The organism is uncultured Bradyrhizobium sp., from assembly GCF_947648125.1.
Classification (GTDB): domain Bacteria; phylum Pseudomonadota; class Alphaproteobacteria; order Rhizobiales; family Xanthobacteraceae; genus Bradyrhizobium.
Genome location: NZ_CANSMR010000011.1, coordinates 15,871 through 37,338, shown reverse-complemented (window position 1 = coordinate 37,338; position 21,468 = coordinate 15,871). Strand labels below are relative to the sequence as shown.

The 21,468-nt window shown below is 64.7% G+C and carries 23 protein-coding genes and 1 tRNA gene; 14 read left to right on the top strand and 10 right to left on the bottom strand.

Annotated features, from left to right (window positions below; genetic code table 11):
- Positions 1-28 precede the first annotated feature (28 nt).
- The 6 genes from Q0030_RS20280 (at position 29) to Q0030_RS20255 (ending at position 6,433) form a co-directional block, all read left to right on the top strand.
- Positions 29-1,414 carry a cytochrome P450 gene (locus Q0030_RS20280; protein WP_298370872.1) on the top strand — a complete coding sequence of 462 codons (1,386 nt, stop codon included), beginning with the start codon at positions 29-31 and terminating at the stop codon, positions 1,412-1,414.
- Between the two features lie 41 nt (positions 1,415-1,455).
- Positions 1,456-2,865, top strand: a complete 1,410-nt coding sequence (locus tag Q0030_RS20275; protein ID WP_298370868.1) for an adenylate/guanylate cyclase domain-containing protein — start codon at positions 1,456-1,458, stop codon at positions 2,863-2,865.
- A 160-nt stretch (positions 2,866-3,025) separates the two neighbouring features.
- Complete coding sequence (locus tag Q0030_RS20270) at positions 3,026-3,529, top strand: TerB family tellurite resistance protein (RefSeq protein ID WP_298370864.1); 504 nt, start codon at positions 3,026-3,028, stop codon at positions 3,527-3,529.
- Positions 3,530-3,756: 227 nt separating this feature from the next.
- A complete protein-coding gene (locus Q0030_RS20265; RefSeq protein WP_298370861.1) occupies positions 3,757-4,536 on the top strand; it encodes an SDR family oxidoreductase in 780 nt (259 codons plus the stop codon).
- 143 nt (positions 4,537-4,679) lie between these two features.
- Positions 4,680-5,495, top strand: coding sequence for a glutamine amidotransferase (locus tag Q0030_RS20260; RefSeq protein WP_298370859.1), 816 nt, complete (start codon positions 4,680-4,682; stop codon positions 5,493-5,495).
- Positions 5,496-5,623: 128 nt separating this feature from the next.
- A complete protein-coding gene (locus Q0030_RS20255; RefSeq protein ID WP_298370856.1) occupies positions 5,624-6,433 on the top strand; it encodes an enoyl-CoA hydratase in 810 nt (269 codons plus the stop codon).
- 132 nt (positions 6,434-6,565) lie between these two features.
- Here the strand turns inward: Q0030_RS20255 and Q0030_RS20250 are convergent.
- Positions 6,566-6,641, bottom strand: a tRNA-Ala gene (locus tag Q0030_RS20250).
- A 297-nt stretch (positions 6,642-6,938) separates the two neighbouring features.
- Between Q0030_RS20250 and Q0030_RS20245 the strand changes: the two genes are divergently transcribed.
- The 3 genes from Q0030_RS20245 to folD are packed head-to-tail and all read left to right on the top strand — an operon-like array spanning position 6,939 to position 8,455.
- Positions 6,939-7,229 (top strand): YggT family protein, encoded by a 291-nt coding sequence (locus tag Q0030_RS20245; RefSeq protein WP_021078230.1) that lies wholly within the window; start codon positions 6,939-6,941, stop codon positions 7,227-7,229.
- Positions 7,230-7,245: 16 nt separating this feature from the next.
- The gene (locus tag Q0030_RS20240) at positions 7,246-7,569 is read left to right on the top strand and encodes a DUF167 domain-containing protein (protein WP_097676855.1); all 324 of its coding nucleotides are present in this window, start codon (positions 7,246-7,248) and stop codon (positions 7,567-7,569) included.
- 1 nt (position 7,570) lies between these two features.
- Positions 7,571-8,455, top strand: a complete 885-nt coding sequence (folD, locus tag Q0030_RS20235; protein WP_298370852.1) for a bifunctional methylenetetrahydrofolate dehydrogenase/methenyltetrahydrofolate cyclohydrolase FolD — start codon at positions 7,571-7,573, stop codon at positions 8,453-8,455.
- A 136-nt stretch (positions 8,456-8,591) separates the two neighbouring features.
- Here the strand turns inward: folD and ppa are convergent, their stop codons facing one another.
- Both ppa and Q0030_RS20225 read right to left on the bottom strand, forming a co-directional pair.
- On the bottom strand, positions 8,592-9,122 hold the full coding sequence (gene ppa / locus Q0030_RS20230) for an inorganic diphosphatase (RefSeq protein ID WP_021078233.1): 531 nt from the start codon (positions 9,120-9,122) through the stop codon (positions 8,592-8,594).
- A 165-nt stretch (positions 9,123-9,287) separates the two neighbouring features.
- Positions 9,288-9,797 carry a GNAT family N-acetyltransferase gene (locus Q0030_RS20225; RefSeq protein ID WP_194457662.1) on the bottom strand — a complete coding sequence of 170 codons (510 nt, stop codon included), beginning with the start codon at positions 9,795-9,797 and terminating at the stop codon, positions 9,288-9,290.
- Positions 9,798-10,169: 372 nt separating this feature from the next.
- On the opposite strand from Q0030_RS20225, the gene Q0030_RS20220 reads away from it, so the two are divergent.
- The 3 genes from Q0030_RS20220 to Q0030_RS20210 are packed head-to-tail and all read left to right on the top strand — an operon-like array spanning position 10,170 to position 12,386.
- A complete protein-coding gene (locus Q0030_RS20220; RefSeq protein WP_298370845.1) occupies positions 10,170-10,637 on the top strand; it encodes a DUF2269 domain-containing protein in 468 nt (155 codons plus the stop codon).
- 16 nt (positions 10,638-10,653) lie between these two features.
- Positions 10,654-11,982 carry an SDR family oxidoreductase gene (locus Q0030_RS20215; protein ID WP_298370841.1) on the top strand — a complete coding sequence of 443 codons (1,329 nt, stop codon included), beginning with the start codon at positions 10,654-10,656 and terminating at the stop codon, positions 11,980-11,982.
- Entirely contained in the window at positions 11,979-12,386 is a 408-nt protein-coding gene (locus Q0030_RS20210) for a thiol-disulfide oxidoreductase DCC family protein (protein WP_298370838.1), read from the top strand. The genes Q0030_RS20215 and Q0030_RS20210 overlap by 4 nt, the downstream gene beginning before the upstream one ends.
- Positions 12,387-12,483: 97 nt before the next feature.
- Here the strand turns inward: Q0030_RS20210 and Q0030_RS20205 are convergent, their stop codons facing one another.
- The 7 genes from Q0030_RS20205 to Q0030_RS20175 all read right to left on the bottom strand — a co-directional run bounded on the left by Q0030_RS20205 (position 12,484) and on the right by Q0030_RS20175 (position 19,668).
- Positions 12,484-13,731: an NAD(P)/FAD-dependent oxidoreductase gene (locus tag Q0030_RS20205; protein ID WP_298370835.1), complete on the bottom strand. Its 1,248-nt coding sequence runs from the start codon at positions 13,729-13,731 to the stop codon at positions 12,484-12,486.
- Between the two features lie 182 nt (positions 13,732-13,913).
- Positions 13,914-15,740 carry a translational GTPase TypA gene (typA, locus tag Q0030_RS20200; protein WP_298370832.1) on the bottom strand — a complete coding sequence of 609 codons (1,827 nt, stop codon included), beginning with the start codon at positions 15,738-15,740 and terminating at the stop codon, positions 13,914-13,916.
- Positions 15,741-16,022: 282 nt separating this feature from the next.
- Complete coding sequence (locus tag Q0030_RS20195; RefSeq protein ID WP_298370829.1) at positions 16,023-16,262, bottom strand: hypothetical protein; 240 nt, start codon at positions 16,260-16,262, stop codon at positions 16,023-16,025.
- Positions 16,263-16,268: 6 nt separating this feature from the next.
- The gene (locus tag Q0030_RS20190; RefSeq protein WP_298370827.1) at positions 16,269-16,538 is read right to left on the bottom strand and encodes a hypothetical protein; all 270 of its coding nucleotides are present in this window, start codon (positions 16,536-16,538) and stop codon (positions 16,269-16,271) included.
- Entirely contained in the window at positions 16,535-17,980 is a 1,446-nt protein-coding gene (locus Q0030_RS20185; protein WP_298370824.1) for a radical SAM protein, read from the bottom strand. Before Q0030_RS20185 ends, Q0030_RS20190 begins: the two co-directional genes overlap by 4 nt.
- On the bottom strand, positions 17,961-18,680 hold the full coding sequence (locus Q0030_RS20180) for a prolipoprotein diacylglyceryl transferase family protein (protein WP_298370821.1): 720 nt from the start codon (positions 18,678-18,680) through the stop codon (positions 17,961-17,963). Before Q0030_RS20180 ends, Q0030_RS20185 begins: the two co-directional genes overlap by 20 nt.
- A gap of 223 nt (positions 18,681-18,903) precedes the next feature.
- Positions 18,904-19,668: a Crp/Fnr family transcriptional regulator gene (locus Q0030_RS20175; protein ID WP_298370818.1), complete on the bottom strand. Its 765-nt coding sequence runs from the start codon at positions 19,666-19,668 to the stop codon at positions 18,904-18,906.
- 199 nt (positions 19,669-19,867) lie between these two features.
- On the opposite strand from Q0030_RS20175, the gene Q0030_RS20170 reads away from it, so the two are divergent.
- The gene (locus Q0030_RS20170) at positions 19,868-20,242 is read left to right on the top strand and encodes a response regulator (protein ID WP_298370816.1); all 375 of its coding nucleotides are present in this window, start codon (positions 19,868-19,870) and stop codon (positions 20,240-20,242) included.
- 93 nt (positions 20,243-20,335) lie between these two features.
- A complete protein-coding gene (locus tag Q0030_RS20165; protein ID WP_298370814.1) occupies positions 20,336-21,460 on the top strand; it encodes a hypothetical protein in 1,125 nt (374 codons plus the stop codon).
- Positions 21,461-21,468 lie beyond the last annotated feature (8 nt).

Genomic DNA, 21,468 nt, shown 5'->3' with positions numbered 1-21,468 from the left:
CCGTTGCGTGAGGCAGGAAGCGAGGACCATGAGCATAGCCGAAGTCTACGACATCACGGTCACGCGGCGTCCCCTGGTCCCGCCGGCCCCGCCGCGCGCCCCCGACGACATGGGTGCGTTCGAGCGGATGCGGGTGATGCGCAACTCGCCGATCGAGACCTGGGGCCAGCGCGCCTATGAGGACGACATCGTCCAGGGCCGCTTTCTCGGCCGCTCGAGCTTCATCCTCAACACGCCGGATGCAATCCGCCATGTACTGGTCGACAATTACGAGAACTACACCCGCACGCCGGCCGGCATCCGCGTGCTGCGTCCGATGCTGGGCGAGGGGTTGCTGATCGCCGAGGGCCGCGCGTGGAAGTATCAACGCCGCACGCTGGCGCCGGCGTTCACGCCGCGCGCGGTGACGACGCTGGTGCCGTACATGATTGCGGTGGTCGACGAGACCATCGCCAAGCTGAAGGCCGCGAGCGGCGGCCCGGTCGATCTGCGCGAGGTGATGCAGCGCATGACGCTGGAGATCGCCGGCCGCACCATGTTCTCGTTCGGCATGGATCGTCACGGCGCCGCGCTACGCGACTTCGTGATGGAGTATGGCGACACGCTGGCACGGCCGCATATGCTGGACCTCGTGCTGCCCTTGAGTTGGCCGACCCTGCAGGATTTTCGGCGCGCCCGTTTCCGCAAGCGCTGGACTGCGTTTGTGGGCCAGCTGATGGCCGAGCGTCGCGCCGCCGGCAAGGATGACAACGCGCCGGCCCGCGACCTATTCGATCTGATGGGCGCCGCACGCGATCCTGAGACCGGCGAGGCCTTCACCGATGCTCAGCTTGGTGACCAGGTCGCGACCATGATCCTGGCCGGCCATGAGACGACCGCGACCGCGCTGTTCTGGGCGCTCTATCTGCTGGCGCTCGATCCCGGCACTCAGGAACAATTGGCAGCAGAAGTCAGGAGCGTGACGACGACAGGCGCGCTCGACATCGAACGGCTGAAATTCACCCGCGCGGTGATCGACGAAACCATGCGGCTTTATCCGCCGGCGTTCCTGATCGCGCGTGCGGCAGGTGGCCCCGACACCATCGCGGGCCGTCCGGTCAGGAAGCATGACGTAATCCTGATCGCGCCGTGGCTGTTGCACCGGCATGAAAAGCTGTGGCGCGAGCCGAACGCGTTCGTGCCACAGCGTTTCATGACGGAGACGCCGCCCGATCGCTTCGCCTATCTGCCGTTCGGCGTCGGCGCGCGGGTCTGTATCGGCGCGCATTTCGCGCTGGTCGAGGCGACGCTTGCGCTGGCGCGGATCATCGGCGCGTTCCGCGTCGCGCTGGCGGACAAGGATCCGGTGCTTCCGATCGGCGTGGTGACGACACAGCCGAACCGCTCTCCGGTGTTCACGATCAAGCCGCGCTGACCTTGCGCGGCGGTGTCCCAATGCTCATCTAGGGGCTCACCATGAGCGATACGCAAGCCCACTTCGCAGTCCTCAGGCAGACGGCCGATCCGGCCGTCGTCGATGCCATGCAGCAGCTGATCGCGGACGGCCATGACCGCGAGCTCAATCGCATCAACGTTCTGGATTTCTCGCGCCGCACCGGGCTCGACCAGGAGAAGGTGATCTCCGGTTTCCTGCATGCCTCGCGACTCGGCCTGTTCGACATGAGCTGGAACGTGCTGTGTCCGGGGTGTGGCGGCGTGCTCGACGCCCACACCACGCTGAAGTCGCTGCGCCATGACGACTACAATTGCGCGCTGTGCGCAGCCGGCTACGAGGCCTCCGTCGACGAGCTGGTCGAGGTTGCCTTCACCGTCAGTCCGCGGGTCCGCCGCATCGCCGCGCACGATCCGAACACGCTGCCGATCTGGGAATATTTCCGCCAGATGTTCTGGAGTTCCGGGATCGAGTTCGACGAGAGTTCGGTGTCGACCCTGATCAACGAGGTGACGCTGGAGGGGCTCGAGTTGCCGCCCGGCGAAAAGGCGATCCTGTCGCTCAATCTGCCCAATCAGTTCGTCATCGTGTTCGAGCCGGTGACGCATTCGGCGCACTTCTTTGCCATCGAGGGCGAGCCGACCACCGAGCGTCAGCAGTTCTCGATCGCGTTCAACAAGTCGCATGCGCCGACCGGCACCTCGACGATGCGGCCGGGGCCGTTGCGGCTCTCGCTGGAGAATCACGCCGACGTCCGCGTGCTGCCTTCGGTGTGGATCGCAGGCGATCCGCTGCACAAACTGCTCGGCAAGCGCAAGCCGATCCTCACCGCGAAGCGGATGCTGTCGAACCAGACTTTCCGCGACGTGTTCAAGGCCGACAACCTCACCGTCGACCAGCGGCTGAAGATCACCGCGCTGACCTTCCTGTTCACCGATCTCAAAGGATCGACCGCGCTCTATGAGCGGGTCGGCGATCTTGCCGCGTTCGACCTGGTGCGCGCGCATTTCCACGCCCTGCTCGAGATCATCGCCTCCGAACACGGCGCAGTCGTGAAGACCATCGGCGATGCCGTGATGGCGACCTTCATCCGGCCCGAGCACGCATTGTCGGCGGGCCTGCGCATGCGGGCCGCGATGAAGCAGCTCAACACCGAGCGCGGCAAGGAAGATCTGATCGTCAAGATCGGCATCCATGAGGGGCCGTGCCTCGCGGTGACGCTGAACGAGCGGCAGGACTATTTCGGCCAGACCGTGAATATCGCCGCGCGGGTGCAGAGCCTGTCGACGTCGCAGGAAATCCATTTGACCCAGCCGGTGATGGAATCGGCAGAGGTCGCGGGCATCCTCGACCGCGCCGCGATCAAGCCGATCCAGAAGCAAGCGGCGCTGCGCGGCATTGCCGACAAGCTCGTGGTGTACGAGATACCGTAGTCACATTGCTGACATGTAATGCTTGCTGAAACGTAATGCCGCAGCGGGAACCCGCGCGGATTGCGCCGGTTCTGTTTCCACGCCATATAGATTTCAACAGCGCATGATCCGGAAAGGTGCGTAGCGGTTTTCCGGACAGCTTCATTCCACAGAGAGAGCGATGCTCGACGGACTCCGCCAATTCATTGCCGATATCGTCTCCCCCGATGCCCAGACCGACCGCGCCTTCGACGACAGCGATTATCGTCTGGCGGCGACCGCCCTGCTGGTGCATGTCGTCTCGCTCGACGGCGAGCCGACGCCTGCCGAAAAGCTCAAGCTGCACAGCCTGATCGAGAGCCGCTTCCAGCTCGATCCCGGCACCGCCGACAGACTGATCGCCTCCGCCATGCGCGTCGAGGGCGAGGCCGTGGATCTCTATCACTTTACCAGTGTGATCATGCGCTCGGTGAATGAGGAAGGACGGCTGCGCATCGTCGAGATGATGTGGGAGCTGGTCTATGCCGATGGCCAGGTCAGCGAGTTCGAGGACAATGTGGTCTGGCGTGCCGCCGATCTGCTCGGCATCTCCTCGCGCGACCGCATCGATCTCAAGCACCGGGTCGCCGAGAAGCAGGCGGAGCTGCCAAAGGGCCCCTGGGGCACGGCAGACGCGGCAATCTGACACGGCTCCTGCACGTGCCGGACGGCCCCCTGCCGGCGTAGCGGATGACGAAATTTTAATCTCCGCCGCGATTGTGGGCGATCCGACTGAAAATCGGTCGTTTCGTCACGAAACCAGCGACCTCGCCGCTATCCACAAGCCCATACGCGGCTTGCGTCATACCGCATCCCTATGCTCTCGTCGCCCCGTTGGGGACCTCATTAGAATTTGCAGTAAGAGTTTGAAACGTGACTGAGCGTGTGACGCTGATAACCGGGGCATCGGCGGGCATAGGCACCGAACTGGCGCGCGTGTTTGCATCGAATGGTCACCGCGTGGCGCTGGTGGCGCGGCGCGCCGATCGCCTGAAGACCCTCGCCGATGAGCTCGGAGCCAAGAGCGGCGCGGCGCCGATCGTGATTCCCTGCGATCTCCAGCAGACCGATGCGGGTGATCAGATCGCGCGGGCCCTGACCGAGGCCGGGGTCGAGGTCGAATATCTCGTCAATAATGCCGGCTTCGGCCTGTTCGGGCTTGCCGTGGAGCGCGACCGCGCCGAACAGCTCAACATCATCAACCTCAATATCCGCGCGCTGACCGATCTGACGCTGCGTTTTGCCGACCAGCTGATCCGCAACCGCGGTGGAATCCTCAATCTCGGTTCGATCGCCGGATTCCTGCCGGGCCCCGGCATGGCCGTGTACTACGCCAGCAAGGCCTATGTGCTGTCGTTTTCCGAAGCGTTGCGCTGTGAACTGGCGCCGAAAGGCGTGCGCGTCACCGTGGTTTGTCCGGGTCCCGTGCCGTCCGAATTCCAGGACCGCGCCGGCTTTGCCCCCGGATTCGATTCCGCCATCCTCAACGTCGCACCGGCCGAGGTCGCCCGCCAGGCGTATCGCGGACTGATGGCCAACAAGCGCGCCGTGCTACCGGGCACCTTCATCAAAATGGTGCCGTTCCTGCTCCGGCTGTTTCCGCGCTCCTTCATCCTGACCGCGGTCGGCGGATTTCAGCTGCGCAAGCGCTAGCGTCACCGGAAAGCGCCCTTCATCGCCGTTAAGGCTATCTCTGGCCCGCGATTTGCTTCGCACGGGTGTGCGCAAACTCACACGATGTTAACGACCACTTAGCTATGATCGTGCCTTACGTGCCGAAACTTTAAGCAGAGGCAATGCCGTTCCGGTCTGACCAGAGCCGTGTCGTGGTGCCCTTCGCGAGCCGAAGGCCGGCCGCGGTCACGCTCGGGGATCGGATCTCAGACCAGGCGCAGCTGCGGGCAGTGCTGGTGGTCCTGCATCAGGAGACATCAACTCCCGGCCGGATCGGCAACGCCCTGCGGGCGCTGGGCTACCCCCTCGACATCCGCCGCCCGCGCTTCGGCGATACGCTGCCCGACACGCTCGACGCGCATGCCGGCGCGGTGATCTTTGGTGGCCCAATGAGCGCCAACGATCCCGACGACTACGTGAGGCGCGAGATCGACTGGATTTCAGTTCCGCTGCGCGAGCAGCGCCCCTTCCTGGGCATCTGCCTCGGCGCGCAGATGCTGGCGCGGCAACTCGGCGCCAAGGTCGCGCCGCATCCGCAAGGTCGGGTCGAGGTCGGCTATTACCCGATCAGGCCGACGGCGGCGGGCCGCGCGTTGTGCCCGGACTGGCCGGCGCGGGTCTATCACTGGCATGGCGAGGGCTTTCAATTGCCCACAGGCGCCGACCTGCTCGCGGCGGGCGATGATTTCCCGGTGCAGGCGTTCCAGTGCGGCAACGCCTTCGGCCTGCAATTCCACCCCGACGTGACCTACGCGATGATGCATCGCTGGACCGCGCGCGGTTGCGCGCGGATGGATTCGCCGGGCGCTCAACCGGGTCATCTGCACTTCGCCGAGCGTGCCGTGCACGATGCCGCCGAGCGCGCGTGGCTGAAGCATTTCATCGACGGCTGGATCGCGCGCGTGCCGCGGCCGGTCGTGCTGCAGGCCGCGGAATAGCCGCCGCGCGGAATTTCGCGCCGTCTTCTCATTTGCAGAGATGTGCTAGTCTTGCCGCAGCTGCGCGCGCCGTCGCATGGTCGCGCGAACTCAGAACAACAAGACCAACACAGCACAGGGAGATCGCCGTGAGCTACGAACACATCCTCTATGAGGTCAGCGACAGGATCGCGACCATCACGCTCAACCGCCCTGACCGCATGAATGCGTGGACCGCGATCATGGAGCGCGACGTGCGCCACGCGATGGAGGCGGCGGCCAATGACGACAATGTTCGCGTCATCGTGCTGACCGGCGCGGGCCGCGGCTTCTGCGCCGGCGCCGACATGGAAGCGCTGAAGGGGATCGATCCCAACGAGGTCAGGCGCGGCGAGAATATTCCGTTCGACATGAACCGGCGCGCCGACTGGCAGACGCGCTACGCCTATTACCCCGCGATCAAGAAGCCCGTGATCGCGATGCTCAACGGCGCCACCGCCGGCATCGGCCTGGTCCACGCGCTCTATTGCGACCTGCGCTTCGCCGCCGACAGCGCGGTGTTCACCACCGCCTTCGCGCGGCGCGGCCTGATCGCCGAGCACGGCATCAGCTGGATGCTGCCGCGCATCGTCGGTCATGCCAACGCGCTCGATCTGTTGATGTCGGCGCGGCGCGTGTCGGCTGCGGAGGCGCTGCGCATCGGCCTCGTCAACCGGCTCTCTTCGCCGGAGAAGCTGCGCGAGGAAACCTATGCCTATGCCCGCGACCTCGCCGATTTCGTCTCGCCGAGCGCGATCGCGGTGATCAAGCGCCAGGTCTACGACGTGCCGTTCCAGACGCTCGCCGAAGCCACCATCGACGCCAACCGCGAGATGCAGATCGCACTGAAGGGTAACGATTTCAGGGAAGGCGTCGCGAGTTTTGTGGAGAAGCGGCCGCCAAGGTTTACGGGGACGTGAGGGGGAGGATTGGGGAGCATGCTGAACCAGCCCGGCTTCGCCCTCCGGGCTACGCCGCGGCAGCCTTCGCTCACTTCGCTACGATGGACTTCCCGGGCTTGCCGAGCCGTAGCTCGCGAAGCGAGCGAAGGCTGGTGGAGCCAGGCGGGATCGAACCGCCGACCTCGTCATTGCGAACGACGCGCTCTCCCAGCTGAGCTATGGCCCCATTGCGGCCGGGTGTTGCTGAGTATCCCGGCCGTCAGTCGGGCGCCATTTACAGTCCCGTTCAAGGCCAAGTCAAGAACGGTGAAACAACGGTTTTCGGCCCATCCCGCCGGGAACTTCCCTTGTTTGCGGGGGGACGAACCGATATTTAGAGCATGATCCAGACCCGGCGGGCCGCGCCAGCAAAAAGTGCGTCGCGGCTTTCCGAAAAGATCCTGCTCAAACAAGAAGCGCGCTGGCGGCCCAGTCCGGTCTTGTTGCGCTTCACCTGGTCGTCCCACCCGCGAGCCCCCATCATATGCGCGCTGTTCTCGACATCGTCATCATCGTCCTCGACCTCTATGTCTGGCTCCTGATTGCCTCCGCCATCCTGTCCTGGCTGGTCGCCTTCAATGTGGTCAACACGCGCAACCAGTTCGTCTCCGCGGTGGCCGAGTTCCTGTACCGGATCACCGAGCCGGTGCTGCGGCCGATTCGCAACGTGATGCCGAATCTGGGCGGGCTCGATATCTCGCCGATCATCGTGATCCTGATCATCATGTTCATCCAGCGGGTGATCGCCTATTACATCTATCCCAACGTAATCTGATCCTGAGCGAGGGCTGATGGATCCTTGGCGCTACTCCACCGGGGGCATCAGCATCGCCTTGCGCGTGACGCCGCGTGGCGGCCGCGACGACATCGACGGGATCGAGACGCTGGCCAACGGCCGCTCGGTGGTGAAGGTCAGGGTCCGCGCCATTGCAGAAGGCGGGGAGGCCAACCGTGCGGTGACCGAGCTGCTGGCCAAGGCGCTGGGCGTGCCGAAGGCCAGGGTGAAGCTGTTGTCCGGCGCCACCTCGCGGCTGAAGCAGGTGGCGGTGGACGGTGACCCGAAAGGGCTTGGCGAAATGTTGAGGAAGCTGACCCAGCAGGAAACAAGGGACTGACATGACTGCCCGCATCATCGACGGAAAAGCCATTGCCGCCGAGCTTCGCGCCCGCGTCGCCGACGAGGTCGCCCGCGTCAGGCGCGACCATGCGCTAACGCCGGGGCTCGCCGTCGTGCTGGTCGGCCATGATCCGGCGAGCGAGGTCTATGTCCGCAGCAAGCACACCCAGACCCAGGCCGCCGGCATGGCCTCGTTCGAGCACAAGCTGCCGGAGGATGTGTCGCAGGCCGATCTGCTGGCGTTGATCGCACAGCTCAACCGCGATCCGAAGGTGCACGGCATCCTGGTGCAGCTGCCGCTGCCGAAATCGCTGCACACCGAGACCATCATCAACGCGATCGACCCGGCCAAGGACGTCGATGGCCTGCACCCGAACAATGCCGGCCGGCTGGCCGGCGGCCTTGCCGCGCTGTCGCCCTGCACGCCGCTCGGCTGCATCATCCTGACCAAGAGCGTGCACCCCTCGCTCGAGGGCATGAATGCGATCGTGATCGGCCGCTCCAATCTGGTCGGCCGCCCGCTGGTGCAATTGCTGCTGAACGAGAACGCGACGGTGACGATCGCGCATTCGCGCTCGCGCGATCTATCGAAGCTCTGCGCCCAGGCCGATCTGGTCTATGCCGCGGTCGGCCGTCCGGAGATGGTGCGTGGCGACTGGCTGAAGCCGGGCGCGACCGTGATCGATGTCGGCATCAACCGCATTCCGGTGCCCGGCGGCAAGCCGAAGCTGGTCGGCGACGTCGCCTTCCAGGAAGCGCTCAATGTCGCCGGCGCAATCACGCCGGTGCCCGGCGGCGTCGGGCAGATGACGGTGGCGTGCCTGTTGGTCAACACGCTGCGCGCCGCCTGCGCGATTGCCGGCCTGCCGGCGCCGGCGGTGTGAGTTAAGGCAAACTAGTTCCGGCGTCATTGCGAGGAGCGAAGCGACGAAGCAATCCATCGTTCCGCATATGCGGTGGCATGGATTGCTTCGCTCCGCTCGCAATGACGAAATAGGTCCCGGAATGACGGCTCCGCCGTCACTTCTTCTTCGCGCGCTCGATGCCTTCGAGGATCAGCTTGCGGGCTTCGTCGGCGTCGCCCCAGCGCAGCACCTTCACCCACTTGCCCTTCTCGAGATCCTTGTAGTGCTCGAAGAAGTGCTGGATCTGCTGCAGCGTGATGTCGGGCAGGTCGCTGTAGTTATGCACCTTGTCGTAGCGCTGGGTCAGCTTCGATGACGGCACCGCGATGATCTTCTCGTCACCGCCGGCCTCGTCCTCCATCAGCAGCACGCCGACCACGCGGACGCTCATCACGGCGCCCGGCACGATCGCGCGGGTGTTGACGATCAGCACGTCGCACGGATCGCCGTCGCCCGACAGCGTGTGCGGGATGAAGCCGTAATTGCCGGGATAGCGCATCGGCGTGTAGAGGAAGCGGTCCACCACCAGCGTGCCGGCCTCCTTGTCCATTTCGTACTTGATGGGCTCGCCGCCGACGGCAACCTCGATGATGACGTTGACGTCGTGGGGCGGATTTTTTCCGATCGATATGGCGTCGATACGCATGGATTGCTCCGCGTGGCCTTTGGAAGTTGAGAAGGATGTGATTTTTTGCTTGGCGCCGCCAGGCCGCGAAACAGCTTCAAGCCCGGCCTTGGGAGCCGGGCTGGCCGTCGCGCGCAAACGCTCAGGCTGTTTAGCCTTGCTGCAGCTGCGAGAGAAGCAGGATTTTCAGTTGCTCCAGGCGAAAGCGACCTTGTCGAGCGACTTCGGCCCGAACCGCTCCGAGGAGCGCGCCACCATGCGGCCGCCCAGCGCGCGGTAAAACTCGGTCGCCGGCTCGTTGTCGGAGAGCGCCCAGATCACCATGGTCTTCAGGCCGCTCTGCAGGAGGTCGCGGCGGGCTGCCGCGAACAGCCGCCGGCCGAAGCCGAGGCCCTGGAATTCCGGCCGCAGATAGAGCTCGTAGATCTCGCCTTCGAAGTGCAGGCTGCGGGCGCGGTTGCGGCCGTAATTGGCGTAGCCCGCGATTCTGTCGCCGAACACCAGCACGCTGACGCGGCTGCCCTTGCGGATGGCGCTGTCCCACCACTGCGGGCCACGGCGATTGATCAGCTTTTCGAGTTCGGCGCCGGGGATGATTCCCTGATACGCCGAGCGCCAGGCTTCGTCATGGGTAGACGCCACCGAGGCTGCGTCTGCAGCTTTGGCCGGCCGGACCTCGATTAGCGTTGTGCTCATGCACCCAATCAAAGCAAGTCGGAGGGCCGCCTTCAAGGTCCATCATTAATTATCAGTTAACGTGTGGATTTTTTGCATCAGTGGCATGAAAACTTGTACCGAAAGAGGACACTCGCCGGGCTCGCGCGACCAATCGCCGATGCCGGCCTGTGCAAAGCGTGGATCGCGAGCGCTGGATGACAATGCCGCAGTTCGGGAAAAGGCCGTTCGGACCTGATTCGGCACGGGAATTTGCGAGCGAATCCAATAACGACGCGGGTGCGTCGAGCGCGCGGCGTCCGCGCCGCCGCAGTGGATTTTCGCACGTGCCCGGCCTATGGCAGCACCGGTATTCGTGCGCGCCGAGACCGGCCTGATCACTAGCGGACTGCGATGACGCTCTACTTCCTGATCAAATATCTGCATGTGCTTGGCGCCATCGTGATCCTCGGCACCGGGACCGGCATCGCCTTCTTCATGCTGGCGGCGCATCGCACCCACGATGCGGCCTTCATCGCGCGCACGGCGTCGACCGTTGTGATCGCGGACATGATCTTCACGCTGAGCGCCGTGCTGCTGCAGCCGGTCAGCGGCGGACTGCTGATGATGCTGTCGGCCACAAGCCTGACCGAACGCTGGCTGTTGGTTTCGCTGGCACTCTATGCGCTGGCCGGCGTGTTCTGGGTTCCCGTCATCTTCATGCAGATGGAGATGCGCGATCTCGCGCAGGCGGCCGCCGAGAAAGGCCTCCCACTGCCGCCGCGTTACTTTGCGCTGTTTCGCCGCTGGTTCCTGTTCGGGATTCCCGGTTTCGGATCGGTGATGGTCATCCTGTGGCTGATGATCGCGAAACCCTTTTAGAGCATGATCCGGCTCCATGAGTGACGACGCATCACACAACATCCTCGTGCTCGGCGCGTCCGGATTGATCGGGCGCACCATCACCGACGATCTGAGGGCGCGCGGCTTTCACGTGATCGGGATCGCACGGCACTTCACGCCTGCGCAAAAGATGAGCGCGGCCGACCTCGAGCTTCCCGTGATGTCGATGGATGCCGCGGCGCTGACGCAGCTTGTTCGCACCCACGAGGCGGACATCGTCGTCAATTGCCTTGGCGTGCTGCAGGATGGTCCAGGCAGCGACACCCGCGCGGTGCATCGCGACTTCGTGGCGCGGCTGCTGCAGGCCGTCAGGGACAGCCACCGTGCCATCCGTCTCGTGCACATCTCGATTCCGGGCACGGATAGTGAGGACCGCACGGCCTTCAGCACCACCAAGCGCGAGGCCGAGCGGCTGATCGCGGCGTCAGGCGTAGCGTACGCCATCCTGCGCCCCGGCTTTGTCATCGCGCCCTCGGCCTATGGCGGCAGCGCCATGTTGCGCGCGCTGGCGGCGCTGCCGGTCGATTTGCCGGCCGACGAGGCGGCGACGCCGTTCCAGCCGGTTGCGGTCGAGGATATCGCCGCCACCATCGCCTGGCTTGCGGCGCGCGACGTCGCCGATGAAGCGGTGCGATCGGTGACATGGGATTTGATGCAGAAGCAGCCAATCTCGCTCGGCGGCGTCATCGCCCAGTTCCGCTGGTCGTTCGGCACGGCGAAACATGTCCGTCTTCCGACGCCGCCGTTGCTGATCGATCTCGGCGCCCGCCTCGGCGATCTCACAAGCCGCCTGGGCTGGATGCCGCCGCTGCGCTCCAACGCGATCGCCGAATTGCGCCGCGGCGTCACCGGCGATCCCACAGCCTGGATGGAAGCGACCGGCATCGTGCCGAAGACCATCGTGCAGGTGGTTGGCGGGCGCCCCGCGACCATTCAGGACAAATGGTTTGCGCGGCTGTTCCTCATCAAGGCGCTGATCTTCGCAAGCCTCGTGCTGTTCTGGGTTGCGTCCGGCTTCATCGGGCTGGTCATCTCTTATGACGCTGCAGCCGGCATCCTGAGCGCGCACCATTTCCCGCCTGCCCTGGTCGGGCCGGTGACGGTGCTGACCAGCCTGATGGACATGAGCATCGGGGTGCTGATCGCGATCCGCCGCACCGCGGCATTCGGTCTTGTTGCAGGCATCATCGCCTCGCTCGGCTACATGGCGGGATCTGCGATCCTGACGCCCGATCTGTGGATCGAGCCGCTCGGCGCGCTGGTGAAGACCGGGCCCGCGATCGTGCTGATGCTGGTCGCGCTTCTCATTCTGGATAATCGATGAAGATCTGGCCCGACGACGACGTGATCCTCTACGACGGCCTCTGCATCTTCTGTTCGCGCTGGGTCCGCTTCGTCGTCGCCCGCGACACCACGCACCGCTTCCGCTTCACGCCAATCCAGTCCGACTACGGCACACGGCTGGCAAAGACCTTCGGCATCGACCCCGAGGATCCCGACACCAACGCCGTGGTCCATGACGGCATCGCCTGGATGAAGTCGGACGCGGCGCTGACAGTGCTGAGCCATCTCCCCGGCTGGGGCTGGACCCGCGCGCTGTTCGCAGTGCCCAAGCCGCTGCGCGACGCGGTCTACAGCCTCATCGCCCGCAACCGCTACAAGATCTTCGGGAAGTACGAGACGTGCTTTGTGCCGGATGCGGACATGCGGGCGAGGGTGCTCGAATAGTTTCCGCCGTCATTGCGAGGAGCAAAGCGACGAAGCAATCCATCTATCCGATTGCGGCGGGATGGATTGCTTTGCTCCGCTCGCAATGACGATGGGGCTACTTGCGCGCCAACTCCGCCACCACTTCCTTCGCCGCCCTCTCTCCGCTGTCCCGTGCGCCATGTGCCGTCGAGAAGAAATGCGGCGATGTGGCCTCCCCGGCGAAGAACAGCCGGCCGTCGACCGGTGCGGCCAGCAAGGCGCGCTTGTCGGCGTGGCCGGGCAGCGCGTGCGAGTAGGAGCCGCGGGCGAACGGGTCGTGGGCCCAGCGGGACTCGTTGAGCGGCTTCAGCTTGCGGCGGAAATCGTTGCCGAGGAAGGAAACGATCTCGTCGATGCTGTGGGCGGCGATGGCGCCGTCGCCGGCGTCTTCGAGTTCTCGCGCAAAACGGCCGCCGAAGAAGCCTTCGATGCAAGGCTGGCCGAACGGGCGGATGTGATAGGTGCCCATCTCGGTGCGCATGGTGGCGCCGCGCAGATTGCCTTCCTTGGGGAGCGCCTCAGGCTCGGCGAGCGCCAGCGTCACCTTGTCGGCCAGGCCGAGCGGCAGGCCGCGCGCGGCATCGAGCTTGTCCGGCAGCGCAGGCACAAAGCGGATCGCCTCGTCGGCGATCAGGTTGGTCGGCACGGTGACGATCACCTTGTCCGCCTCAAGCACGCCGCGCGAGGTCTCGATGCGGAGGCGCTTGCCGGAATGATCGATCAGCCGGACCTCGCAGTTGCGCGCGACCGATATCTGTTCGCCATAGGCTGCGACCAGCGCGCCATAGCCGCGCTTGACCCGCCAATTGACGTTGCTGTCCTCATAGGCGTCGAAGTCGAGGATCGAGAGCTGGTCGAGCTCGCAGCCGTTCACATAGGTCGAGATCGCATCGATCATCGGGTTCCAGCAGTTGCCGGGCTCGAGATAGCGATCGGCGGATGCGTCCTTGCCGCCGCGTGCGGCCTGCTCGATGCGATCGTAGAACTGGTCGAGCGCAAGCATGAACGCGTCGCGGTCGGCTTGCGGGAACGCCTTGCCATAGGCGCGCTCGCGCCACGGCGGCAGGTCCTTGTTGAGCTCGAAGCCGAGTTGCTCGGCGATGCCGACAAAGCTGTTCTGGTCGGCCGAGTGCAGCCAGCCGCAGCCGACGTCGAACACCACGTCAGGCGTGGCCTGGATCGTATGCGCGCGGCCGCCGAGACGGTCGCGGGCTTCCAGAACGATGGTGGAAAGGCCACTGCGCTTCAGCGCATGTGCGGCGCCGAGGCCCGCAGCGCCGGCGCCGATGATGGCAACATCGACCGTGGAGGGAAGGGAACTCATGTCCCGGCTCTAGCACGTTCGCCGCCGGGCCTGAAGCCGCCGCATGCATGACTGTCATCACCCGCGCATGCGCATGCGGGTGATTCAGTATTGCCGAGATGGCGATGATTAGCCTCATAGGCCGCGGCGTACTGGGTGCCCCGGTCGAGCCGGGGCACGACAGATGAGGCTCACGCCACCGCTTAAGCTACAGCTTCTTTGGCCTTTTCGGCGCGCTTGCGATCGTTCGGATCGAGATGCTTCTTGCGCAGCCGGATCGACTTCGGCGTCACCTCGACGAGCTCGTCGTCCTCGATATAGGCGAGCGCCTTTTCTAGGGTCATCCGGATCGGCGGCGTCAGGCGCACCGCTTCGTCCTTCGAGGTGGTGCGGATGTTGGTGAGCTGCTTGCCCTTCAGCACGTTGATCTCGAGGTCGTTGTCGCGGGTGTGCTCGCCGACGATCATGCCCTTGTAGACCTTCCAGCCCGGCTCGATCATCATCGGGCCGCGGTCTTCCAGCTTGAACATGGCGTAGGCCACCGCTTCGCCCTGGTCGTTGGAGATCAGCACGCCGTTGCGGCGGCCCTGGATCTCGCCCTTGTAGGCGGCATAGCCGTGGAAGATGCGGTTCATGATCGCGGTGCCGCGGGTGTCGGTGAGCAGTTCGCCCTGGTAGCCGATCAGGCCGCGGGTCGGCGCGTAGAACACCAGCCGCAGGCGGTTGCCGCCGGACGGGCGCATCTCGATCATCTCGGCCTTGCGCTCGCTCATCTTCTGCACGACGACGCCGGAATGCTCCTCGTCGACGTCGATCACGACCTCTTCGATCGGCTCCTGCCACGCGCCGGTCGCCTCGTCCTTTTGCAGCACGACGCGCGGGCGCGACACCGAGAGCTCAAAACCCTCGCGGCGCATGGTCTCGATCAGGATCGCGAGCTGCAATTCGCCGCGGCCGGAGACTTCCATGGAATCCTTGTCGGCTGCCTCGACGACGCGCAGCGCGACATTGCCCTCGGCCTCGCGCAGCAGGCGGTCGCGGATCATGCGCGAGGTCACCTTGTCGCCTTCGGTGCCGGCGAGCGGCGAGTTGTTGACGATGAACGACATCGACACCGTCGGCGGATCGATCGGCTGCGCGGTCAGCGGCGCTTCGACGCTGGGATCGCAGAAGGTGTCGGCGACGGTGCCCTTGGTGAGGCCCGCGATCGCGACGATGTCGCCGGCGTCGGCTTCCTCCAGCGGGGTGCGCTCGATGCCGCGGAAGGCGAGGATTTTTGTGATACGGCCCTGCTCAATGGTCTTGCCGTCGGCGCCAAGCACCTTGACGGCCTGGTTCGGCTTGATGGAACCCGATGAGATGCGGCCGGTGATGATGCGGCCGAGATAGGGGTTGGCTTCGAGGATGGTGCCGATCATGCGGAACGGGCCCTCTTCGACCTTCGGCGGCGCGACGTGGCGCACGATCAGGTCGAACAGCGGCTGCATGCCGGCGTCATGCGAAGCTTCCGGGCTGTCGCCCATCCAGCCCTGCTTGGCCGACCCGTACAGGATCGGGAAGTCGAGCTGCTCCTCGGAGGCATCGAGTGCGGCGAACAGGTCAAACACTTCATTGATGACTTCGGTCGGGCGTGCGTCGGGGCGGTCGACCTTGTTGATCACGACGATCGGCTTCAGTCCGACCTTGAGCGCTTTCGACACCACGAACTTGGTCTGCGGCAGCGGGCCCTCGGCGGCATCGACCAGCACCAGGGCGCCGTCCACCATGTTAAGGATGCGCTCGACCTCGCCGCCGAAATCGGCGTGGCCGGGGGTGTCGACGATGTTGATGCGGGTATCTTTCCACTGCACCGAGGCCGCCTTGGCCAGGATGGTGATGCCGCGCTCGCGCTCCAGATCGTTGGAGTCCATGGCGCGCTCGGTGACCTTCTGGTTCTCGCGATAGGTTCCGGATTGCTGCAGCAGGCGGTCGACGAGCGTGGTCTTGCCGTGGTCGACGTGGGCGATGATGGCGACGTTACGAAGGTTCATGGCTCTTCTTCTGGTCGTGCAATGGTCAGATGCGCGATCTCGCCGGACCAGTTTGGCCGGCCGCTCGCTCACGTGGCCCAATCGGGGCCCGGATCACGCTCATACCCAAGAAATTTGACGGGGACGCATCACCCCAAAAAGGAAGCCCGGTCAGAGGACCGGGCACCTTGCGCGTTGCGGCGCAATATAGTCGGAAAACGCCAAAAAACAATGGTTTATTGGCCGTTTAGGGGGCTGATTTTCGCTCCGGAGGCTGGTTTTGAGGGGCTTTTCGGGTGCGATTCAGCCCCGCTTCTGTGCCCGCGCGAACACAATCAGCCCGAGCCCGCCAAGCGTCACCAGCACCGCGAACCCGGTGATTGGGTCGTTTGACCCACCCAGCGTGACACTGAGGACCACGCAGAGGGCCCCCGGGATCAGCAGCAGCACCCCGACGATCAGCATGAAAATCGCGCAGCCACGCGGCAGGCGCGATGCTTGCTGCGGCCGGTCCGGTGGCGGGGGTATGTCGGAATTGCTCACGGTGTCCTAGCTCCCCTTGATCGCGGCGCGGATCAGCATCACGCCGGCAAAGCAGACGGCGAGCCCGAGCAGGATCAGGAAGAGAATGGAGGGATCGGTTCTCGACTCGCTCAGGACGCCGAACCCGAACAGCAGGGCGCAGAGCCCGGGCAGAAGAAGGATCACCCCGAACAGCACCATGAACGCAGTCGCGCAGCCGCCGCGTGGTGGCGGAAGCGGCGGGGGCAGCGAGGACGGAGATCCATCCGGATTGATGGGGCGGCTGTCGTCGCTCATCGCGGCACCTTCTCGTCCTGCCGTGCTTCCCGATAGGTCTGGCCGGCCAGGCTGGCGCGGATGCCGTCGATCTTTCCGTCACGATAGAACAGATTGTAGCTGTCGAACGGGATGATCGCGCCACTCTCGGTGACGAAGTGGATGCAGCTTCGCTTGACGTTGCCGACACAGAAATTGAAGCGATCGAGAAACTGCACGATGGTGACGCGGAACACGTTCTCGTAAGTGAGGCCCTCCGGCACTTCGAAGCTCGGCAGACAGCACAGCAGTTCGCAGACCCGCTCAGAGGTGTTCAGCGGCCCCGACGACAGCGAGAACAAATCGACGAACTTTTCCCGCAGCACCGGATATTTTTCCGGGCTGATCGTGTTGGGCATCACGGCGACGAGCTGTTCCTGCGGGATCAGCGAGGTCAGCGGCAGCACCTTGTCGCCGTTGCGCAGGCCGTAGCCGATCGAAATGCTCTCGGGGTTGCACGGCAGCGGGATCATGTCCTTGTCGCCGAACACCCCGGTCTCGATCACGCGCCGGCGGATCTCCGACAGCATGATGCGGTCGGTGTCCTTGTTGAAATCCTCGTTGCGGCCGGCGTCCTGCACCGGCTGCAGCGTGACGCCGCGGACGCATGTCCAGGTCAGCGCATGGCGGACGATGTCGCCGATCTCGGCGTCGTTGACGCCGCGCTTGATGGTCGCGACCAGCGTGGTCGAGACGCCGTGGCGCTCGAGATTCTCCAGCGCCTGCTGGCGAATCCTGCGCAGATCCGCGCCGCGCAGATTGACCAGCGCCTCGCGCTTCAGTGAATCGAACTGCAGATAGACTTCCAGCCCGCGCTTGTTCTCCGCAAGCTTCGCCACGAAGTCCGGCTCGCGCGCGATTCTGAGGCCGTTGGTGTTGATCATGACGTGACGGATCGGGCGAGCGCGCACCGCGTCCAGAATGGCGAAGAAATCCGGATGCAGCGTCGGCTCGCCGCCGGAAATCTGCACCAGGTCGGGCTCGCCCTCGCTCGCCACCAGCGCGTCCAGCATCTTCTCGATCTTGGCCAGCGGCGTGAAGCTGGTGCGGGCCGGCGAGGAATCCGCAAAGCACACCGGGCAGGTCAGGTTGCAGTGCTCGGTGATCTCGATCAGCGCCAGGCAGGAGTGCTGCTCGTGGTCCGGGCATAGCCCGCAATCATAGGGACAGCCGAACTCGGTGTGGCGCTGGAAGGCCAGCGGCCGGTCGCCGGGCTTGATGAAATCCTTGCACAGCCGCCAATAGGCCGAATCGGTCGAGACCAAGGTCGACTGCACGCCGTGCTGCTTGCAGCGCTTCTCGTACCAGACCTCGTTGCCTGATATCTGGATCTTGGTCGGCACCAGGGCCAGGCAGGTCTCGCAAAGCGATTGGGTCTGGCCCCAGAAGATGTAGGGGCGGGACTTACGCAGCGGCGCGTTCATGCTTCACACTCACATTCGGGGCCGTCGCCAGCATGACGGCGGCATAAACCATGACAAACAGCGACAGCAGGTGGAATAGCGAGAACGGACCGATCAGCGCGCCGTAGGGCTTGATGAACTCCCACACGAAGCGCTGCAGGCCGTAGTAGAACAGCACGAGGTAGAATCCATTGGTGATGACGGCGGCGTTGCGGTTCAACACCATCAGGACATAGAAGGCGGCGAACGCCGCCATCGCCAGGCTTTCATAGAGCTGCACCGGATGGCGCAGGATGCCGTCGCCGAAATCGTGCCCCCAGGGCAGCGCAGTCGGCGTGCCATAGGTGAAATCCTCGAGCCCCGCGAAATAGCAGCCGAGCCGCCCGACCGCGACGCCGATCGCAAGCGGCAGCGCGAACCGCGCCCCGGTGCGCAGCGAAATGCCGTGCAGCCACTTGTAGAGCTCGATCGCGACGATGCCGCCGGCCAGCGCGCCCTCGACCGAGCGGGCGATGCCAGGCATGCCCGAGAACCACAGGTTCAGTGTGCCGAAGATGTAGGCGCCGATGCCGGCGCCGAACACCAGCGCGGCGATATACGTCAGCTCGAACGATTGCCGCGGGAATTGCAGCCCGCGCACCCGGGACAGCCACCACATCGCGATGGCGGCGGCGCACCATGCAGCGACGTCGAAAACGGCGTGAAGTTCAGCCCCGCTCATGAGGCGAGTGTAGCGCGAATTTCGCGGTGGGCGATAGGCGGACGCTTTCCCGCTCGTGGGGGAGCTTGGTCGGTATTTGGCCCCGATGTCTCCGCATCGTCATGGCCGGGCTTGTCCCGGCCATCGACGCCTTCCTTCGATGGGTGTTGAAGACGTGGATGCCCGGGACAAGCCCGGGCATGACTAGCGATGAAGTCGCGGGGCGAGTACGCGCTCTGAGGCCTCAGTTCGCCGGGTTGTCCTCGCTTGGATACACCCCGCGCAGCACTTCCTCGAAGTGATCCTTCACCGCCTCGTTGCACAGGCAGGAGCGCAGCTTGAGCTTGTCGGGGTCGCGGATCACGATCGCGCCGCGGCGCGTGTCCAGCACGCCCTCCGCCTTGAAGTTCTGGATCACGCGGCTGGTGTAGCTGCGGCCGACGCCGAGCAAGGTCGAGAGCTGCTCATGCGTCAGCGGCACCACGCCGTTGCCATTGGTGCGCTCGATCGCCGAGATGATCCATTTCGCGGCGCGCTGCTCGATCGAGTGGATCGCATTGCAGGCGGTCGACTGGAAGATCTGCGCCAGCATGCAGTCGGCATAGCGGGCGAAGATGTTGCGCACCGAGATCGACTTCAGCTTGGCGGCGTCGAGCTTGCTGATCGGCAGTCGCACGAACGGGCCGCCGAACTTGACTGTGATGCGCGTATACGCCGGCAGGAATCCCTGGCTGACGATGCCGCCGACCGCGCCCTCGCGGCCGACCAGGATGGTCTCGACATCGCGCCCGTCCTCGTTGGCCACCATGTAGGACGCAAGGCTCGGTCCGCATGGGAAATGCACGATCTGGACGTCGTCGCCGGGATTGTAGAGCAGGTCGCCGGCCGCCGCGTCGACCACCGCAAGATGCGATGCGATCAGCTCGTAGTCGGCGGCATTCAGCCGGCGCAACAGGTTGTTGAACGGCCGGTCGTTCGTCCCGGCCACATCGGTCCGTTTCGCAATCATTGGAAAATCCTGACGACCCAACGCCGACCATAATGAAGAAGTTCCAGCTTTTATGTGCACTAGTGAACAGACGCGGCACCTTGCGATGTGGTGGGTTTCATCCCGGGAACAGCCGGCGTGCCTTCGGGCGCCGGTCGCGGGCCATCCGGCCGGACTGATCCGGTCTCTCATCCATCATCGAAGCAATGGACACCGAGCCATGGAATCCGCCTCCAATGCCGGCATGCCCGGTGACGTTCTCGTGGTCGAGGACGATCCGATCATTTCGCTCTATTTCGAGGACACCATCCTGGGCTTCGGTGCCCGGACGGTGCGGACCGCGGCGAACGTCGCCCGCGCGCTCGAACTGATCGCCGAGCGCGCGCCGGATTTCGCGCTGCTCGACGTCGGCCTCGTCAGGGGCGAGAAGACCTTTGCGATTGCCGAGCGGCTAGATGCATTGAAGGTGCCGTTCGCATTCGTCACAGGTTATGGCGCCGATATCAGGTTGCCGGAATCGCTCGCCGGCAAGCCGCGGCTGACCAAGCCGTGTTCGAGCGAAGCGCTCGAAGCCGCGCTGAGAAACGGGCACTGACCGATCGCCGGGCTTCGGCCTCGCCGTCGGCGCGTTGGTCGTCTACCATCCGGTCTGTCGGATTCGGCGACGCACAGGCATCGGGAAGCCGCCATGGCGATCAGGACATCCGCCGCTGCGCGCGCAGCGGCGCTCTCTCTCGGGCTGCTGCTCGCGCCTCCGCTCGCCTCGACCGTCGTCGGTAGCTTCGTGTCTCCCGCGGTTGCCGAGCCAGCCGCACCGACGAGCGAGCAATCGGCCGCGCTCAAGACTTACGACAATGCCCTGAAGAACTTCGTCTCGATCCTGCGCCAGCGGCGCGCGCAGATCGATTCCCGTCAGCCGCTGCCCGATCTGCCGGGCCAGGCCGTCTACCTTGCCCGGGTCGAGATGATGAGCGCCTACAAGGATCTCACCGATGCGGTTCCGTCCAGGATCGGGAGGCCCAACCGATTCGGGATCCCTCCGGCCTATTTCGACGCCGACAATGAGCCGCTGCTCGATGAGTACAGGGAGCTGTTCGACGTGATGGAGGCGCCGCCCGCCGGCGCGCAAAGCTCCGAGACGCCATTCAAGGACGTGGTCGACCTGGCGACGGCGATCGCGCGCGCCAGGGGGCTAGATGCCGCTGCCGCCGCTACTGCGGGCCGGATCAGCCTCGGCCTGTTCTTTGCCGAGACAAGCGGCAAGCAGAATGCCGGAAATGCGCGGTCAAACACCTACAAGGGCAGCCTGCAGACCGGCCCGTCCGAAGATCACAACGGCCGTAAGAAGTGGGCCGCGATCAAGCAATCGATCGCGGCCCTCGATCCTGCGCTGAGCCGTCGCGACGACATGGAAGAAGCGCGGGTCGGCAATCTCGATCACCGGTTCAATCACTGGACCGCGGTGCGCGATGCGCTGATGAATGAGCACGCGGATATTTTCCCCCAGGTCCCGGCGATCGCAAAAGCCCTGCCCAATCCGATCGATCAGATGAAGCTCTTTGAGCTCATCCAGATCATTCCCAGCCCGACCAGGTCCGCGCTGAAGTCAGGCGACCTCGTCAACTACAGGATCTCCGAGCCCAGGATCATGGGATATCTGCGAAACAACAGCGTCTTCGCCTTCGGCCGGGCCGACCGGGCAAGGACATCCGCGAGCTTCCGCGAAATCCTCGACGCGATGTGGCTGTTCAGCCCCAAGTTCGAACAGGCGCTGGCCAAATTCGCGGAGATCAAGGCCGGCAAACCGGGCTGAGCCGGGAA

What these genes read in the sequence shown, in the direction of transcription:
- Q0030_RS20190 (WP_298370827.1), bottom strand. Translation starts at nt 16,538, where the DNA reads ATGAGCGACGACAGCCGCCCCATCAATCCGGATGGATCTCCGTCCTCG.
- Q0030_RS20275 (WP_298370868.1), top strand. Translation starts at nt 1,456, where the DNA reads ATGAGCGATACGCAAGCCCACTTCGCAGTCCTCAGGCAGACGGCCGAT.
- Q0030_RS20240 (WP_097676855.1), top strand. Translation starts at nt 7,246, where the DNA reads ATGGATCCTTGGCGCTACTCCACCGGGGGCATCAGCATCGCCTTGCGC.
- Q0030_RS20225 (WP_194457662.1), bottom strand. Translation starts at nt 9,797, where the DNA reads ATGAGCACAACGCTAATCGAGGTCCGGCCGGCCAAAGCTGCAGACGCA.
- Q0030_RS20170 (WP_298370816.1), top strand. Translation starts at nt 19,868, where the DNA reads ATGGAATCCGCCTCCAATGCCGGCATGCCCGGTGACGTTCTCGTGGTC.
- ppa (WP_021078233.1), bottom strand. Translation starts at nt 9,122, where the DNA reads ATGCGTATCGACGCCATATCGATCGGAAAAAATCCGCCCCACGACGTC.
- Q0030_RS20180 (WP_298370821.1), bottom strand. Translation starts at nt 18,680, where the DNA reads ATGAGCGGGGCTGAACTTCACGCCGTTTTCGACGTCGCTGCATGGTGC.
- Q0030_RS20175 (WP_298370818.1), bottom strand. Translation starts at nt 19,668, where the DNA reads ATGATTGCGAAACGGACCGATGTGGCCGGGACGAACGACCGGCCGTTC.
- Q0030_RS20210 (WP_298370838.1), top strand. Translation starts at nt 11,979, where the DNA reads ATGAAGATCTGGCCCGACGACGACGTGATCCTCTACGACGGCCTCTGC.
- Q0030_RS20205 (WP_298370835.1), bottom strand. Translation starts at nt 13,731, where the DNA reads ATGAGTTCCCTTCCCTCCACGGTCGATGTTGCCATCATCGGCGCCGGC.
- Q0030_RS20270 (WP_298370864.1), top strand. Translation starts at nt 3,026, where the DNA reads ATGCTCGACGGACTCCGCCAATTCATTGCCGATATCGTCTCCCCCGAT.
- Q0030_RS20280 (WP_298370872.1), top strand. Translation starts at nt 29, where the DNA reads ATGAGCATAGCCGAAGTCTACGACATCACGGTCACGCGGCGTCCCCTG.
- Q0030_RS20215 (WP_298370841.1), top strand. Translation starts at nt 10,654, where the DNA reads ATGAGTGACGACGCATCACACAACATCCTCGTGCTCGGCGCGTCCGGA.
- Q0030_RS20260 (WP_298370859.1), top strand. Translation starts at nt 4,680, where the DNA reads ATGCCGTTCCGGTCTGACCAGAGCCGTGTCGTGGTGCCCTTCGCGAGC.
- Q0030_RS20165 (WP_298370814.1), top strand. Translation starts at nt 20,336, where the DNA reads ATGGCGATCAGGACATCCGCCGCTGCGCGCGCAGCGGCGCTCTCTCTC.
- typA (WP_298370832.1), bottom strand. Translation starts at nt 15,740, where the DNA reads ATGAACCTTCGTAACGTCGCCATCATCGCCCACGTCGACCACGGCAAG.
- Q0030_RS20245 (WP_021078230.1), top strand. Translation starts at nt 6,939, where the DNA reads ATGCGCGCTGTTCTCGACATCGTCATCATCGTCCTCGACCTCTATGTC.
- Q0030_RS20220 (WP_298370845.1), top strand. Translation starts at nt 10,170, where the DNA reads ATGACGCTCTACTTCCTGATCAAATATCTGCATGTGCTTGGCGCCATC.
- Q0030_RS20185 (WP_298370824.1), bottom strand. Translation starts at nt 17,980, where the DNA reads ATGAACGCGCCGCTGCGTAAGTCCCGCCCCTACATCTTCTGGGGCCAG.
- folD (WP_298370852.1), top strand. Translation starts at nt 7,571, where the DNA reads ATGACTGCCCGCATCATCGACGGAAAAGCCATTGCCGCCGAGCTTCGC.